This is a genomic window from Verrucosispora sp. FIM060022 (assembly GCF_003977705.1).
Taxonomy (GTDB): Bacteria; Actinomycetota; Actinomycetes; order Mycobacteriales; family Micromonosporaceae; genus Micromonospora; species Micromonospora gifhornensis.
On the sequence record NZ_RQIV01000010.1, the window covers coordinates 128,011 to 142,579 of the forward strand.

General features: G+C 70.4%; 17 protein-coding genes and 2 tRNA genes. 11 read left to right on the forward strand and 8 right to left on the reverse strand.

What is annotated here, in order from left to right:
• The first annotated feature begins 75 nt into the window (after positions 1–75).
• Both EG812_RS23795 and EG812_RS23800 read left to right on the forward strand, forming a co-directional pair.
• Positions 76–148, forward strand: a tRNA-Asn gene (locus EG812_RS23795).
• 260 nt (positions 149–408) lie between these two features.
• A tRNA-Ile gene (locus EG812_RS23800) sits at positions 409–482 on the forward strand.
• A 115-nt stretch (positions 483–597) separates the two neighbouring features.
• Here EG812_RS23800 and EG812_RS23805 read toward each other — a convergent pair.
• The 3 genes from EG812_RS23805 to EG812_RS23815 form a co-directional block, all read right to left on the reverse strand.
• Entirely contained in the window at positions 598–1,008 is a 411-nt protein-coding gene (locus EG812_RS23805; RefSeq protein WP_119578710.1) for a type II toxin-antitoxin system VapC family toxin, read from the reverse strand.
• On the reverse strand, positions 1,005–1,283 hold the full coding sequence (locus EG812_RS23810) for a type II toxin-antitoxin system Phd/YefM family antitoxin (RefSeq protein ID WP_199714641.1): 279 nt from the start codon (positions 1,281–1,283) through the stop codon (positions 1,005–1,007). Before EG812_RS23810 ends, EG812_RS23805 begins: the two co-directional genes overlap by 4 nt.
• Positions 1,284–1,495: 212 nt before the next feature.
• A complete protein-coding gene (locus tag EG812_RS23815; protein WP_126712799.1) occupies positions 1,496–2,335 on the reverse strand; it encodes an alpha/beta fold hydrolase in 840 nt (279 codons plus the stop codon).
• An 89-nt stretch (positions 2,336–2,424) separates the two neighbouring features.
• Here EG812_RS23815 and EG812_RS23820 point away from each other — a divergent pair, with 89 nt between their 5' ends.
• Genes EG812_RS23820 through EG812_RS23830 form a run of 3 tightly spaced genes read left to right on the forward strand, consistent with a single transcriptional unit; the run spans position 2,425 to position 4,787 of the window.
• Positions 2,425–3,222, forward strand: coding sequence for an ABC transporter ATP-binding protein (locus EG812_RS23820; protein ID WP_199743933.1), 798 nt, complete (start codon positions 2,425–2,427; stop codon positions 3,220–3,222).
• A complete protein-coding gene (locus tag EG812_RS23825; RefSeq protein WP_126712800.1) occupies positions 3,219–3,980 on the forward strand; it encodes an ABC transporter permease in 762 nt (253 codons plus the stop codon). Before EG812_RS23820 ends, EG812_RS23825 begins: the two co-directional genes overlap by 4 nt.
• Before the next feature lie 30 nt (positions 3,981–4,010).
• On the forward strand, positions 4,011–4,787 hold the full coding sequence (locus tag EG812_RS23830; RefSeq protein ID WP_013735325.1) for a MerR family transcriptional regulator: 777 nt from the start codon (positions 4,011–4,013) through the stop codon (positions 4,785–4,787).
• Between the two features lie 2 nt (positions 4,788–4,789).
• Here the strand turns inward: EG812_RS23830 and EG812_RS23835 are convergent, their stop codons facing one another.
• The 3 genes from EG812_RS23835 to EG812_RS23845 form a co-directional block, all read right to left on the reverse strand.
• Complete coding sequence (locus EG812_RS23835) at positions 4,790–5,374, reverse strand: hypothetical protein (protein WP_126712801.1); 585 nt, start codon at positions 5,372–5,374, stop codon at positions 4,790–4,792.
• Positions 5,375–5,388: 14 nt separating this feature from the next.
• Complete coding sequence (locus EG812_RS23840; RefSeq protein WP_233579604.1) at positions 5,389–7,446, reverse strand: DUF4153 domain-containing protein; 2,058 nt, start codon at positions 7,444–7,446, stop codon at positions 5,389–5,391.
• A gap of 126 nt (positions 7,447–7,572) precedes the next feature.
• A complete protein-coding gene (locus EG812_RS23845) occupies positions 7,573–8,253 on the reverse strand; it encodes a dihydrofolate reductase family protein (protein WP_013735322.1) in 681 nt (226 codons plus the stop codon).
• 249 nt (positions 8,254–8,502) lie between these two features.
• On the opposite strand from EG812_RS23845, the gene EG812_RS23850 reads away from it, so the two are divergent.
• Positions 8,503–9,312 carry a hypothetical protein gene (locus tag EG812_RS23850; protein ID WP_126712802.1) on the forward strand — a complete coding sequence of 270 codons (810 nt, stop codon included), beginning with the start codon at positions 8,503–8,505 and terminating at the stop codon, positions 9,310–9,312.
• Here EG812_RS23850 and EG812_RS23855 read toward each other — a convergent pair.
• Both EG812_RS23855 and EG812_RS23860 read right to left on the reverse strand, forming a co-directional pair.
• The gene (locus EG812_RS23855) at positions 9,252–10,601 is read right to left on the reverse strand and encodes an RNA polymerase sigma factor (RefSeq protein ID WP_233579606.1); all 1,350 of its coding nucleotides are present in this window, start codon (positions 10,599–10,601) and stop codon (positions 9,252–9,254) included. The genes EG812_RS23850 and EG812_RS23855 overlap by 61 nt on opposite strands.
• Positions 10,565–10,936, reverse strand: a complete 372-nt coding sequence (locus EG812_RS23860) for a YciI family protein (protein WP_126712803.1) — start codon at positions 10,934–10,936, stop codon at positions 10,565–10,567. The genes EG812_RS23855 and EG812_RS23860 overlap by 37 nt, the downstream gene beginning before the upstream one ends.
• Before the next feature lie 132 nt (positions 10,937–11,068).
• Between EG812_RS23860 and EG812_RS23865 the strand changes: the two genes are divergently transcribed.
• From EG812_RS23865 to EG812_RS23885, 5 genes are all read left to right on the forward strand, one after another.
• Positions 11,069–11,338, forward strand: coding sequence for a hypothetical protein (locus EG812_RS23865; protein ID WP_102659995.1), 270 nt, complete (start codon positions 11,069–11,071; stop codon positions 11,336–11,338).
• Positions 11,338–12,375 carry a hypothetical protein gene (locus EG812_RS23870; RefSeq protein ID WP_126712804.1) on the forward strand — a complete coding sequence of 346 codons (1,038 nt, stop codon included), beginning with the start codon at positions 11,338–11,340 and terminating at the stop codon, positions 12,373–12,375. Before EG812_RS23865 ends, EG812_RS23870 begins: the two co-directional genes overlap by 1 nt.
• Before the next feature lie 163 nt (positions 12,376–12,538).
• On the forward strand, positions 12,539–12,925 hold the full coding sequence (locus EG812_RS23875; protein ID WP_013735316.1) for a GntR family transcriptional regulator: 387 nt from the start codon (positions 12,539–12,541) through the stop codon (positions 12,923–12,925).
• Positions 12,922–13,848 carry an ABC transporter ATP-binding protein gene (locus EG812_RS23880; protein ID WP_013735315.1) on the forward strand — a complete coding sequence of 309 codons (927 nt, stop codon included), beginning with the start codon at positions 12,922–12,924 and terminating at the stop codon, positions 13,846–13,848. Before EG812_RS23875 ends, EG812_RS23880 begins: the two co-directional genes overlap by 4 nt.
• A complete protein-coding gene (locus EG812_RS23885; RefSeq protein WP_013735314.1) occupies positions 13,845–14,540 on the forward strand; it encodes a hypothetical protein in 696 nt (231 codons plus the stop codon). The genes EG812_RS23880 and EG812_RS23885 overlap by 4 nt, the downstream gene beginning before the upstream one ends.
• The last annotated feature ends 29 nt before the right edge of the window (positions 14,541–14,569 follow it).

Consider the following 14,569-nt stretch of genomic DNA (forward strand, 5'->3'; position numbering starts at 1 on the left):
CCAAGACCCCCCGGAGTCCTGTACTCTTGTGCCCGGCGCACGGCGCGGAGAGATCCGCACCGGGCGGCTGTGCAGTCCCCCGTAGCTCAATTGGCAGAGCAGCCGGCTGTTAACCGGCAGGTTTTTGGTTCGAGTCCAAACGGGGGAGCTTGCTTCTCCAGCACGACATGCCCACCGGCAGTCCGGTGGGCATTCGCCGTTCCCGGGCCGCCGAGATGTCCGTACCCCGCCGCTACCAGGACGCCAGCCGCATCGACCGTGCTGGTGCGGCCGGTGGGCGGGGCGGGATCAGATTTCCCGGCTGCCCGCTGTATTCTCGCGTTGCCCATCGTGCTGCTGAGGCGGAGGGCGACGCCGGTATGAGCGGCCGGTGATCGACAGGGGCGGGATCACTCCGGCCCCGGTGCCGGGGCGGTAGCTCAGCCGGTTAGAGCAGGGGACTCATAATCCCTCGGTCGCGGGTTCGAGTCCCGCCCGCCCCACTCGAAACGGATACCCAAACGGAGGGGTGCAAGTCCGCGAACGCAGGCCACGGCCGTCGTCGTGGCCGGGCGTCAAGCGGCGGCCGGACTTCGTACAGGGTGGTGGATTCGCGGGTCAGTTCTGGCCGGGGCTTGCTACGGGTAGTCCTGCTTCCTTGGCGCAATCGAGCAGCCGCCGGTCGTAGGTGACGAAGGCGGTGAGTGCCGTGCCGGACTCGTTGGTCAGTACCTGGGCGGTGGCCAGGTGGATGGCGTCGAGGCTGCGGAGCGTCGGCTCGGCGAACGCGGCTGCGGTTGCACGGATCGTGCTGTCGATCTCCAGTCGGAACAGCCGTCCGACAGCAGCCGGCACTCCGATCAACGCCTGCGGAGCTGATCGGCGCAGCGCTCTGGGCACTTCCACCTCGACGAGCGCGGAGGAGACCAGCGGCACGTCGTCGTGCTTGTTGAGCCAGGAGACAAGGTCGGCGCTGCATGCTTCCTGCCGCACCAGCTTGACGACGGCGGCGGAATCGAGATAGATCACCAGCGCTCCTCGTCACGCATCGCAGCGAGCGAGGCGGCCACGTCTACACTCTCGTCACCGAGCTTCGGTGGAAGTGGAACAGAGCCCCCTCCGGTGGGGGCGACGGCCCGCCCTGCCGCTACCAGCTTGGCCAGAATCGACCTGTCGTCGCCCACCGGAACAAGTCGAGCGATCGGGTGTCCACGATCGGTGATCTCGACGGTCTCCCCGCCACTCACCCGAGCCAACACCTGGCTCGTGTTCTGGTTTAGCTCCCGGACACCGATGCGTTCCATGGACACGAGTGTAGAACTAAATGTTCTACGGTTCTAGCTCCTGGCGTAATCCGGGCTGTCTGTTCGCTGACCAGGGAGATCAACGAGGCATGCCACGCTAGATCCCGACGCCGCCGACTTGCCGTCAACGTCGAGGCGGATCGATGGCGGTGTGACACCTGACCCGGTCTGGCACCCGCCGCTGACTCGTCTCCGTGCATCCGGCGGGCCGGTCAGCGCAGGAACGCTGTCAGGGTCTGTCGGAACCACTGCGGATCGTCGTGCCAGGGCTGGTGTCCGCCGGTTGGCAGCACGGCCAGCTCAGCCTGCGGAAACAGCTTGGCGTACGCGGCGGCGCAGCTCGGGGGAAGTGCGACGTCGTATTCGCCGGCGACGAGCAGGACCGGTGCCCGGAGGTGGGCGAGGTCGGCTCTGGTCGCCTGCGGGTCAAGGGTTCCGGCCGAGTAGTAGATGCCGGCCGCCTCCGCGTTCCTCTGACTCGCCTCCCGGTCGAGCCGAGTCCGGAGGTCGGCATCCCATCGCCCGTGCATGAAGGGCTCGATCGCCTGCCAGTCAGCCGCGGTGGCATCGCCCGACCAGATCCGCTCGAAGGCGGCGAAGGCGGCAGGGAACCAGGGCTCGCTGTGGCGCAGTTCCGCGACCTGGCGACGGTCGGCGTCGGTGACCTCCAGGTCGACCACCCGCGGGCTGGGGGTGACCAGCACGAGACGGCCGATCCGGTCGGGGTGGCGGGCGGCGTACCGCACGGCGAGACCGCCACCGGCCGAGTGCCCCAACAGGTCGATCCGCTCCTGGCCGAGATGCGCGCGTAGCGCTTCGACGTCCTCGACGAGCCGGTCGACGCGATAGGTCGTCGGGTCCGCCGGGATGGCCGAATCACCGGTCCCGCGCAGGTCGAGACGCACGATCCGGCGGTGGGCCGACAACCCGCCCAGGTCACCGAGGTAGGCCGAGGACTGCATCGGGCCGCCGGGAAGGCAGATCAGCGGGGAACCCTCGCCAACCTGGTGGTAGGCGAGCCGGGTGCCGTCGGTGCCATCGAAGAAGACCATGCAGGGACCGTACGCGTCGGAAGCCTTTGTCAGGGGGCGGCGGACGGGGCTTGACCCTGACGCAGCGTCAACCCTCCATGCTGCCGGTCATGAGCATTCCACCACCAGCCGGTCGGGCCGAGGGGCCGGCGATCCAGGTACGAAATCTGGAGAAGTCGTTCAAGCAGTTGCCGGTGCTGCGCGGCGTGGACCTCGACGTGGCGCGGGGCAGCATCGTCGCCCTGCTCGGCTCGAACGGGGCGGGCAAGACCACCCTGGTGAAGATCCTGGCCACGCTGCTGCGGGCCGACGCGGGCACCGCCCGGGTCAACGGTTTCGACGTCGCCGGGCAGGCCGGCCAGGTACGCGAGTCGATCAGTCTGACGGGGCAGTTCGCGGCGGTCGACGAGATCCTCACCGGGCGGGAGAACCTGGTCCTGGTCGCCCGGCTCCGGCATCTCGCGGATCCGGGTGCGGTCGCGGACGACCTGCTGCGGCACTTCTCGCTGACCGAGGCGGCCAACCGGCGGGTGGCGACGTACTCCGGTGGCATGCGCCGCCGGCTGGACATCGCGATGAGTCTGATCGGCAACCCGCCGGTGATCTTCCTCGACGAGCCGACCACCGGGCTGGACCCGCAGGCGCGCATCGAGGTGTGGCACACCGTCAAGGAACTCGCCGGTGGAGGTACGACGGTGCTGCTCACGACCCAGCATCTCGACGAGGCGGAGCAACTCGCCGACCGGATCGCGATCCTCCACCAGGGTCGGATCCTCGTCGAGGGGACCCCCGACGAGCTCAAGCGGCTGCTCCCCGCGCCCGAGGTCGAGTACGTCGAGAAGCAGCCGAGCCTGGAAGACGTCTTCCTCGCCCTCGTCGGCACCGCAACGGAGAAGGCAGACCTATGAACAAGCATCTTCTCGGCGACACCGCGGTCCTGCTGGGCCGCTCACTGCGCCACATCGCCCGCAGCCCGGACACCATCATCACCACCGCGATCATGCCGATCGCCTTCCTGCTGCTGTTCGTCTACGTCTTCGGCGGCGCGATCGAGACCGGCTCCGAGTCGTACGTGGACTACCTGCTGCCCGGCATCCTGGTCATCACGATCGCCTCCGGCATCTCCTACACCGCCTTCCGGCTCTTCCTGGACATGCAGGGCGGCATCGTCGAACGGTTCCAGTCCATGCCGATCGCCCGGTCCTCCGTACTGTGGGCACACGTCCTGACCTCGCTGGTCGCGAACCTGATCTCGCTGGCGGTCGTCCTCGGTGTCGCCCTGGTGGTGGGCTTCCGCACCGGGGCGGGGGTGCTGGGGTGGCTCGCGGTCGCCGGCATCCTGGCCCTGCTCACCCTGGCGTTGACCTGGCTCGCTGTGCTGCCCGGCCTCACCGCGAAGTCGGTGGACGGCGCGAGCGGGTTCGCGTACCCACTGGTGTTCCTGCCCTTCGTCAGCTCGGCCTTCGTGCCCACCGAGTCGATGCCCGGCCCGGTCCGGGCCTTCGCCGAGCATCAGCCGGTGACCGCGATCGTTGACGCGATCCGGGACCTGTTCGCCGGGCAGCCGGTCGGTGCCGACATCTGGACCGCCCTCGCCTGGTGTGTCGGCATCCTCGTCGTCGCCTACGTCCTCGCGGTCGTCACCTACCGTCGTCGGGTCGCCTGAGTCGGCGGCGACAGGGGGCAGGATCAGAGCATGCTGACGATCGGTCAACTGGCGGCGTACGCCGGTGTCACCGTGCGCGCGGTGCGGCACTATCACCAGGTCGGGCTGCTGCCCGAGCCGGACCGGGACGCTTCCGGTTACCGGCGCTACAGCGCCAGGGCGGTCGTGTCCCTCGTGAAGATCCGTACGCTGGCCAACGCCGGCGTGCCGCTGGCCCGCATCGGTGAGTTGCTCGACGCCGATCCGTCGGCCTTCGCCGACGCGGTCCGGGCCATCGACGAGCGGCTGCGCGACCAGATCGAGCGGCTGGAGACCAGCCGCAGGCAGATCGCGCAACTGGTCGGCGGCGACCGGCTGACGCTCCCGCCGGAGGTCACCGCCTACCTCGATCGGCTCCGCGAGCTGGGGGTGTCGGAGCGGGTGGTGGAGGGTGAACGGGACGGCTGGATCCTGGTCGCCGCTCGCTGGCCCGAACGGATAGCCGAATTCATGCCCGGCAAGCTCGCGCAGCTCGACGATCCGCAGGTCGTCCGGCTCTACCGGGTGCTGTCGGAGATCTTCGACGACGAGCCGGGTGAGACCGACGACCCACGGCTGGCGGAAGTCGCCGACATCATGGTGGGCCTGGCCGAGCAGGCGTACCGCGCCGGTGAGATCCTCCGCGACGAGGCGTCCGACGAGTTGCCACAGGACCTCGTCGACGTGCTCGCCGTGGAGTCCGATCCGAGGGTGCAGCGGCTACGGGACCTGCTGCGCGAGCGGGGCTGGGCCGGGTGGAACCGGATGGAGCCGCTGCAAGGGTGCTGACCTCAGGTGTCGCAGGCGACGCCGATGCCGAGGCGTACCTGTGACGTCCGCCCCTGCGAGCGGATCGTCAGTGGCAGGCAGGTCGGCTGCGCGACCCACGTGCCGCCGACGAAGGCCAGCCACTGGGCCTGGTCGTCGTCGGGGGCACAGGCCTGCACCTGAACGCTTACCGCTGGTACCGCCGGGCGGCCCCAGCCGACCCGGGCCCGGTCTTCCCAGCCGGGCCCGACCCGCAGGTCGACCACGGCGCCGACGCGTACGACAAGTCCCCATTTGGCGAACAGCCGGGCCGCCGGATCCGGTTTCTCCGACTCCTGGGCTTCGATCACCTCCCGGTCCGGCACCGCGACGTCCGCACCCACGATGCGGTAACCATCAGGTGGTTCCCGCAGCTTGTCGACCGCGGCGGAACACGACACCACCCCGTCGCCGACCTGGCTCGACCCGGTGGTGTCGGGGTCGGCCAGGGACGTGGCAGGCACCGGCGGACGCGGTTCTTCCTGGCCGGTCTCCTCGGTCGTGCAGGCGGCCGAGGCGAGGAGCAGGCAGCAGGCGAGCGGCCACGACAGGATTCGGCTGGTCGGCATCCGCGTCACCTCCGTCAGCGGCGGGTCTTCGGCAGGTCGAACTGGTCGGCCCGGCGGCAGTCGCGCTGGTTGCCGATCGCTTCGGGCCCCAGCCGGTCGAGCACCTCCCGGGCGCGGTCCCGGCCCCGGTTCCAGGCGTACCACGGGTCGGGTTCGGCCAGGTCGTCGGCGATCCAGCTGAGCGTGCAGCGGCGTACCGGGTCGGGCAGGGCGGCCAGGGCGGGCGTGGCGTCGGCGGAGAGGGCGCGCAGGTACCAGGCGTCGATGCGGCCGGTCTCCTGGTACCGGGCGACGCTGCGCCGGGCCGCGTAGTCCTCCGGGTTGAGCACCGCCAGGCCGAGCAGCAGCACCACCGCGAGCGCCGTGGCCAGCCGGGGGATCCAACCGCCGCGCCAGCGTACGCCGGCCACCAGGATCATCAGGAAGACCGCGCCGAGCAGCAGCTCGAAGCCCATCACGAAGATCCGCTCGCCGGTGAAGCTGTAGACCTTCTGGTACGTGTACATCCGCGACAGCGCGGACACCACGATGACCACGGTCAGGGCGCTGAGCAGGCCGAGCAGGACCCGCAGCAGCACCCGGTCGAGGTGGCGGTCCCGGCGGACGAAACGGGTCACCCCGCCGAGCACCGCCAAGGTCAGCACGGTCACCACGACCAGCTGCCAGAAGCCGCTGCGGGCGTACTCGGCGTAGCTCAGGCCGGTGGTCCGCAGCACGTGCCGCTGCCCGCCGAAGAGCACCGTGAACTGCACCGCCACGAAGCCGCCGAACAGGGCGGTCAGCGCGGCGATCGGCGGCGCCCATTCCAGCAGGCCGACGCGGCGTTCGGTGGGCCGGTCCACCGCGGACAGATCCGGCGGCGCGGCGAGCGTGTAGACGGCGGCCACCGCGATCAGGCCGCCCACGGCCGCCAGGAACAGCCACCGGAACACACCACTGACACTGATCTCCGGCAGCAGCGCGCCGAGGACCTGCGAGAACGCCGCATCGGCGGAGGAGAGCAGGGGACCGAACACCACGAGGACGACCACGGTGGCGACCACCGAACCGACCACCCGCCGTACGCTGCCGGGGCTGCCGGGCGCGCGCAGGTGTCGGCGCACCCAGGGCAGCCCGCGCAGCCCGGCGATCGGTGCGGCCACCAGGCTGAACAGGATCGACCGCACCCGCTGCCCACCGACGATGGCCAGGGCGGCGCAGCCCAGTGCGCCCAGCACGCAGAAGGTCACCAGCCACCAGGCGTTGCGGAAGGCCAGCACGGCGAGCAGCGCCAGGGCGGCACCGGCCCAACCGGCCCGGACCCACCGTTCGGTAGGGGCAAGTTCGGCGGTGTGTTGCCGTACCGCCACGACGACCGCGACGGTGAGCACCAGCCAACCGAGGAACCAGCCGATGCCGGTGCGCCCCAACGGCACGAAGGCTGCCACCCCCAGCGCGCCGACCAGCACGGCCAGCGGCGTGGCCAGGTGACCTGTCACCTCCGGGCCGGGCCACACCCGCTCGAAGAAGGTCGGTGGCGGTGGGGTCCGTCGGAAGGCGTACCCGGGGCCGGGCGGCGGATACGAAGCCGGAAGCCCACCCGACGTCACCGCCACCGGCCGCCCGCCGCCCGCCGGCTGGCCTGCGGGTGGGGACTGGCCGGCGGGTGGGGACTGGCTGGCGGTGGTGGCGGCCGAGGCTGTCGCGGCGGGCGCGGTGTCCGGCGGCGCTTCAGCAGCCGATGCTGCCGTGGACGGTGTGGTGGTGGCCGGTGACGTGCTGGTCGGCGCGGGCGCCACCGCCGCGGCGACGGCGGGTGGCGCGGCGGCGGTCGTGGCCCCGCCTTCCTGCACCAGCGGTAGGAAGATCGCGTAGCCCCGGGTGCCGGCCGGCACCTGCACCGGGATCGCCCAGGCGGGTTGGTCGGTCGGACCGGGCCACACGATGGACGGCAGCCCTTCGACCGCCGGTACGACAAGCAGCCGGGGCACCGTCCCGGCGGGATCCGCCGGGACGGCGACGGTCGGGGCAGGGGCCTCGCGGGATTCCCCGATGTCAGCCGGGGACGGCTCGACCGGTGGCGGCTCGGACACCGCACCTCCTTGGACGATGATTGCCGTCACTCTAGGCGCGGACGCGCATTCTCGACGCCCCGTGTCGCCGAGCTGCGCCGCGCCGCAAACCCGCCGGACGCGCCACCGCCCCGGAGGACGCCGCCCCTAGCTGCGGCCCCGGTCGTCGAGGGTGAGGGGAGCACGCCCGTGCACCGCGTACCGGATGTGGGTGATCTGCGGGGCCGACACGACGCGGGTCGGGGTCAGCTCGATGGCCTCGAACTCGTCCACGTCCAGGTCGGCGTCGAACAGCCGCATCCCGGTGCCCAGCACCACCGGCGCGATGTGCAGTTCGAACTCGTCGAGCAGCCCGGCGCGCAGGACCTGCCGGAACAGGGTGCCGCCCCCGGAAACCGCCACGTCCTTGCCACCTGCGGCGGCCCGGGCCTGCGCCACCGCGCTGGCCACGCCGTCGGTGACGTACGTGAAACTGGTGCCGCCCTTGCGCACCACCGGAGGGCGGGGCCGGTGGGTGACCACGAAGACCGGTGCCCGGAACGGCGGCTCGTCGCCCCACGGCACCTCACCGCCGTCGGCCATCCGGCGACCCATCACGTACGCGCCGGCCGCCTCGAACGACTCGGCGAGGATGTCGGAGTTGACGTCCTGCGCGCCGCCGGCGAAGCCCTGCCGTTCCCGCCAGGACATCGCCTCGGTGGCCCAGCGCGTCACCCGGAAGAAGCCGTGGCTCTCCGCCGAATGCAGCCAGTCACCATCGCCGTCGTGCCGGGGGCCGGCGTAGAAGCCGTCCAGCGACACCGACATCTGCGCGGTCACCTTGGTCATCTCGTTCCTCTCGGTCTCGCGGCACCCGTCATGGGTGCTGCTCGCCGATGGATCGGAGCGGAGCCGACGCCAACTACCGCCCTTGGTTGTGATCTGAATCACTGGCAGGTTGCGGGTGAGTCGATTCAGCGCCTCGTTGCGACGCCGCTGTCTGGCTGGAGACAGAGACGTTCGTGCCGCGGCGTGGACCGTCATCATTCGGTGAGAGATCCACTGCTCGTGGACTCGTGCTTCACGACGGAGGAACCGATGAGGACACTGGCCCTACGACGGTCGGCCGCCACACTGGCCGCCGCACTTGTCGCCACGCTCGCTGTTGCCCTGCTGCCCGCCACGCCGGCGCTCGCACTGCCCTCAGGTGCCGGCTGGTCGGCCTCGTGGAGCTACTACCAACCGAACGCCTACCAGTACTCCGGCACACTGCCCGGGGTACGCCTGACCGGTTACGCCACCGACAACGCCGGCACCTCGGCCACGCTCGGCACCATCGAGGACACCGCGGCGGACGGACGCTGCGCCCGGGTGATGCTCTACGCGTACGGTGTCGGCTACATCGCCGACCGCACCACCTGCGGTAACGGCAGCTACCTGACATACAACACGGTCAGCTACGACCAGGGGCTGTTGGTGATCGTCTACCGGATGATCGACGGAACGAACACCAACGACAAGGGTTTCTACATGTTCATCCCCGGCTCGGCCACCGATTCGGAGCTGCGCACCGTCGGGACCGGGGCCAGCTGGTCGTACTACACCTCCACGGCGTACCAGTACACGGTCACCCGATCCGGCGTCAGCCTCATCGGATACGGCGTCCACCAGGCGGGGGATCTGCGTTCCTCGCTGAACACGGTGGAGAAGACCGCCGTCGCCAAGGGGGCGTGCGCCAGCGGGACGGTCACCGGCGGGACGACCGTCAGCGGCAGCACCTGCCTCAACGGCGGCACCACCTCCTTCCACCGCAACGACCACAGCTACAACCTGGAGGCGTCCGCCTGCTACAAGCCTCTTCTCGGCACCCAGCGCTGCCTGGCGGTGAACATCCCCGAGCCCTGGTGATCCCCCTCAATGCGACCTGAGTCGCTTGCGGCGGCGGCCCGGCGGAGCAGGTGCCGGCGTTCGGGGTCGCTGCCGGCGGCGAGCTCCGCCGCCTGCCGCCAGGCCGTTGCCGCGCTGGCCCGGTCGCCGGCCAGCTCCAGCAGGTGCGCGCGGACGGCGTGCAGCCGGTGGTGCCCGGCGAGGATGCCCGATTCCAGTTGCGCCAACAGGGCCAGCCCAGCGGCCGGCCCGTGCACCATGCCCACCGCCACGGCCCGGCTCAGGGTCGCCACCGGGTTGGGTGCCAGGCGTTCCAGCAGCTCGTACAGGGCCAGCACCTGCGGCCAGTCGGTCTCCTCAGTGGTCGACGCCTCGGCGTGCACGGCGGCGATCGCGGACTGGATCTGGTACGGCCCCGGGGCCGAGGTGGTCAGGGCCCGCTCGACCAGCGCGCTGCCCTCGGCGATGGCCCTGCGGTCCCATCGGCGACGATCCTGCTCGGTCAGCGGCACCAACTCGCCGTCCGGGCCGACCCGCGCGGCGGACCGCGCCTCGGTCAGCATCATCAGCGCGAGCAGGCCGGTGGTCTCCCCGTCGTCGGGCAGCCGGTCGTGCAGTCGGCGGGTCAGCCACAGCGCACGCCGGGTCAGGTCGGACCGGTGCAACTGCGGGCCGCTGCTGGCGCTGTAACCCTCGTTGAAGATCAGGTACAGCACCTGGCGGACCACGGCCAGCCGCGCGCTCTGCTCCGCCTCCGGCGGCAACTCGAACCGGGCGCCCACCTCGCGCAGCCGCTGCTTGGCCCGGAAGATCCGCTGGCTCATGGTCTTCTCCGGCACCAGGAACGCCGCCGCGACCTCCGCCGTGGTCAGCCCACCCACGGCCCGCAGGGTCAGGGCCACCTGCGCGCTCGTCGACAACGCCGGGTGGCAGCAGAGCAGGAAGAGTTCCAGCAGGTCGTCGCGGGGCACGTCGGCGTCCGACGGCGGCCCGACCAGCGCGTCACGCCCGGTGGTGTCGAGCACCGTACGCTCGCGGCGCGCCCGGGCGACCTCGGACCGTACGTGGTCGACGTAGCGGCGGGCGGCCACGGTGTGCAACCAGGCCGCCGGATGCTCCGGTACGCCGTCACGCGGCCACGTTTCGACGGCGGCGACGATCGCCTCCTGCACGGCGTCCTCGGCCGCGCTGAAGTCGCCGTAGCGGCGGACCAGCACGCCGAGCACCTGGGGGGAGAGCCGGCGCAGCAGTTCGGCAGCGGCCTCGTCGAGGCTCAGTTCTCGACCCCGTCGCGGATCATCAACGGCCACATCTCGATGCCGCCACCGACACCGGGAGCGAACCGCAGCCCCGGGTACGACCGGGCGATCTCCAGCGCCCGTTGCTCACTGTCCACGTCGACCACGAAGTACGAGCCGACGTACTCCTTCGCCTCCAGGTACGGTCCGTCGGTGACGGCCGGGGTGTCGCCGGCCATCCGCACCGAGCGGGCCGGGGCGTCCAGTCCCTGCACGTCCACCAGTTCACCACGGGCGCGCAGGTCCTCGTTGAAGGCGTCCACCTCGCCGATCAGCGTGGCCAGGTCGCCGGCGGGCAGGCTGCCCCAGATCTGCTCGTTGCCGTAGATCAGCATCAGATACTTCACGTGGAACCCTCCGTCACGGTGTCCGCAAGGTGACAGGACGCCCGGGCCTGCCCCGATGCACTGTTGTAGCAGGTCAAGAGGCTGCGGATGGCGGGCCACATCCGACTCTGCCCGAGCCAGGAAGGAACCGCCATGGCCGCTCCCACCGTGACCGCCTCTCTCAACGCGACCAGCTACGCCCCTGGTGCCCAGATGCTGCTCACCGTCACCTACGGCGACCCCGACACCAAGACCGTCACCGTCACCGTCGTGGTCACCGATGCCCAGGGCAACAGCAGCGCACCAGCCAAGGTCAACGCCGTCATCGACCCGCTCACCGTCACCGTCACCGACGACTCGAAACGTACCTGGACCCGGGTGTCGGACAACGGCACCGTGGCCGTGTACCGGGCGGTGGCCTGATGCCCCGGGTGACCGTCACGGTGCGTGACTCGTCCGGGCAGACCGCCACCGCCGTCGCGACCTACAGCCTCGCCCCACCGGTGCTCGGTGGCTACTACCTGTCCGGCAACGCCGACCCGACGACCGACATGTCGGGCGGCAACTTCCGCTCGCTGACCCAGTACCGCAGCTTCGCCGACAGCAACATCTTCCCCGGCTACAACCGGCCGTGGCTGGTCACCCTCGGCCGGTCCGGGGTGCAGATGAACATGGTGCTGGAACTCAAGCACTACGGAGCCGGTGACACCGGGTCCCAGACCTTCACCGTGGACGGGGTGCGCTACACGGTGCCGGCCCCGGCGATGACCATCCAGCAGCGGCCGGGGACGGTGTGGCCGAAGGCGTACGGCTACAGCCAGGTGATCTCGGGGCAGTGCGACGGACTGTTCGCCCGGGCGCTGTCGCAGTACCGGACGCTGGGCTTCGGGGTGAACATCCAACTCGCCTCCGAACTCGACACCGACCACGAGTTCGGCACCACCGAGTCCGGCAAGGCGTACACCTGGGCGGAGTCGGACGCCAGGGCGGTGCAGGCGATGACGTACATCGTCAACTGGTTCCGGGTCAAGGCACTGCCGGCGGGAACCACCTTCTCGGTCGGCGTCGGCGGCTTCGACCGGGCCTCGTTCACGCGCACCCACCCGGAGTCGCTGATGTCGCGCCTGGACTACCTGCAGTGGAACGTGTACGCGACGAGCGCGTCGGACACCGCGCTGGCCCGGTTCCGCCGCACCAAGGACTGGGCGGTGGCCGACCTCGGTCCGGTGGCGCTGTCCCGACCGGTGATCGTCGCCGAGTGGGGGGTCCGGGTCGCCGAGATCCCGGACCAGGCGGCCTGGATAGCCACGGTGCCGGCCGCGATCGCCCGGCTCAACGCGGAGCGCGGGCCGATCTTCGCCCGGACCAACTACTTCAACTCCGGCTGGGGCACGTTGAGCCCGAAGGCCACCGGGTTGGCCGCGTTGCGGTCCGCGTACGCCCGCTCGCCGTACGCCTGAGCCGGCCGGTGGTGCCGGGTGCGTGCCCGGCGCCACCGGCCCTTCGCCGCCCGGAGATCGGCCCCTGGCCGCCCGGCGGCCGGAAAGCCGACGACTGCCGTGCCTTGACAGCGAGCCGTGCTGGTTGCATGGTTAGTTACATGAGTAATGAACCAGCCAACCGATGGAGCGCAGCGGGGCGGCGGGTGTGATGGACGACGGCCGGCCGATCTTCCAGCAGATCGCGGAACTGCTGGAGAGCTCGATCCTGGACGGGACGCTGGCCGAGGAGAGCCAGGTGCCGTCGACGAACGAGCTGGCGGCCTTCCACCGCATCAACCCCGCGACCGCCGCCAAGGGCGTCAACAAGCTGGTCGACGACGGAACGCTCTACAAGAAGCGAGGAATCGGGATGTTCGTCTCCTCCGGCGCCCGCGCCAAGCTGCGCGCCCGCCGCCGTGACGAGTTCGCCCGGCAGTACGTGCAACCGCTGGTGGCCGAGGCCCGCAAGCTCGGCATCGACCCGGCCGAACTCAAGCACATGATCGACAATTGGGAGGAGACCCGATGAGCCCGGTGGTCACCGTCACCGACCTCACCAAACGGTACGGCGACGTCACCGCGCTGGACCGCGTCAGCTTCACGCTCGCGGAGAACCGGATCTACGGCCTGCTGGGGCGCAACGGCGCCGGCAAGACCACCCTGATGCAGCTGCTCACCGCGCAGATCTTCGCCACCAGCGGGGAGATCAGCGTCTTCGGTGAGCACCCGTACGAGAACGAGCGGGTGCTCTCCCGGATCTCCTTCATCAAGGAGAGCCAGACCTACCCGTCGAACCTGCGGGTCAAGCACGCGCTGCGGGCCGCCGCCCTGGTCTACCCCAACTGGGACGAGGAGTACGCCCAGCAACTGGTCGAGGACCTCCGGCTGCCGCGCGAACGCAACGTCCGCAAGCTCTCCCGGGGCATGCTCTCGGCGCTCGGCATCGTCATCGGACTGGCCGCCCGGACCCCGCTGACCTTCTTCGACGAGCCGTACCTCGGCCTCGACGCGGTGGCCCGGCAGATCTTCTACGACCGGCTGCTGGCCGACTTCACCGAACAGCCGCGCACCATCGTGCTCTCGACCCACCTGATCGACGAGGTCAGCGACCTGATCGAACACGTCCTGCTGATCGACCAGGGACGCCTGTTGCTGGACAGCGAGACCGACGCGCTGCGCGGGCAGGTGGTCACCGCCTCCGGTCCGGTCGCGGCGGTGGACGAATTCGTCCGCAGTGGCACCGAACTGCACCGGGTACGCCTCGGCGGAACGGCCCGGGCCACCGTGCGCGGTGACTTCGGCGCGGCCGAGCACGAGCGGGCCCGCGCACTGGGCGTGGACCTGGTCGCCTCGTCGCTCCAGGACATCGTCGTACGCCTGACCACGTCGTCAAACGGACCCGCAGCGGACGCCGGCAGCGCCGTCGCGGCCGACAAGGAGGCCGTCCGATGAACCGCACCCTGACCGTCGCCCGGATGCAGTTCGTCGCCTGGCGCAGCGTGGTCGGCTGGCCGTGGGCGATCCTGCTGCTCAGCTTCGCCATCAACCTGGCGTTGTTCAGCGCGATGAACGAGAAGGACGACTTCGAGCCGACCACCGGCGGCCTGATGAGCATCTACGTGGTGATGTTCGTCGCCAGCATCAGCGCGATCACGATGGACTTCCCGTTCGCGATCGGGCTCGGTGTCTCCCGTCGCAGCTTCTACCTCGGCAACGTGCTGCACTTCGTCGGTCAGGCGATCGTCTACGCGGCGGTGCTCTACCTGCTGGCCGTGATCGAGCAGGCCACCGACGGCTGGGGCGTGAACCTGCGCTTCTTCGGCATCCCCTTCCTCATGGTCGAGCATCCGGTCCTGCGGTACCTCGGCTTCGCGATCCCGTTCCTGCTGCTGGGCTTCGTCGGCATCGCCATCGCCGTGGTCTTCAAGCGCTGGGGGATGAACGGCATGCTCACCCTGTCGACGGTGGCGCTGGTCGCCGTCGGAGGCTCCGCGGTGCTGATCACCTGGCAGGGCTGGTGGTCGGCGATCGGTCGCTGGTTCGCCGACCAGCCCGGCGCCGCCCTGCTGGTCGGCTGGCCCGCCCTGCTGACCGTGCCGCTCGCCGTGGTCAGCTACCTGATCATCCGCCGCGCCACCCCCTGATGAAAGGAAGGGCACCTTGTTAACGCCTG

Bases quoted from the DNA above. Each gene is read 5' to 3' on its own strand.
- EG812_RS23830 (WP_013735325.1), top strand. From the start codon at position 4,011: ATGCTGACGATCGGTCAACTGGCGGCGTACGCCGGTGTCACCGTGCGC.
- EG812_RS23810 (WP_199714641.1), bottom strand. From the start codon at position 1,283: ATGGAACGCATCGGTGTCCGGGAGCTAAACCAGAACACGAGCCAGGTG.
- EG812_RS23865 (WP_102659995.1), top strand. From the start codon at position 11,069: ATGGCCGCTCCCACCGTGACCGCCTCTCTCAACGCGACCAGCTACGCC.
- EG812_RS23875 (WP_013735316.1), top strand. From the start codon at position 12,539: ATGGAGCGCAGCGGGGCGGCGGGTGTGATGGACGACGGCCGGCCGATC.
- EG812_RS23815 (WP_126712799.1), bottom strand. From the start codon at position 2,335: ATGGTCTTCTTCGATGGCACCGACGGCACCCGGCTCGCCTACCACCAG.
- EG812_RS23880 (WP_013735315.1), top strand. From the start codon at position 12,922: ATGAGCCCGGTGGTCACCGTCACCGACCTCACCAAACGGTACGGCGAC.
- EG812_RS23825 (WP_126712800.1), top strand. From the start codon at position 3,219: ATGAACAAGCATCTTCTCGGCGACACCGCGGTCCTGCTGGGCCGCTCA.
- EG812_RS23885 (WP_013735314.1), top strand. From the start codon at position 13,845: ATGAACCGCACCCTGACCGTCGCCCGGATGCAGTTCGTCGCCTGGCGC.
- EG812_RS23870 (WP_126712804.1), top strand. From the start codon at position 11,338: ATGCCCCGGGTGACCGTCACGGTGCGTGACTCGTCCGGGCAGACCGCC.
- EG812_RS23835 (WP_126712801.1), bottom strand. From the start codon at position 5,374: ATGCCGACCAGCCGAATCCTGTCGTGGCCGCTCGCCTGCTGCCTGCTC.
- EG812_RS23845 (WP_013735322.1), bottom strand. From the start codon at position 8,253: ATGACCAAGGTGACCGCGCAGATGTCGGTGTCGCTGGACGGCTTCTAC.
- EG812_RS23820 (WP_199743933.1), top strand. From the start codon at position 2,425: ATGAGCATTCCACCACCAGCCGGTCGGGCCGAGGGGCCGGCGATCCAG.
- EG812_RS23850 (WP_126712802.1), top strand. From the start codon at position 8,503: ATGAGGACACTGGCCCTACGACGGTCGGCCGCCACACTGGCCGCCGCA.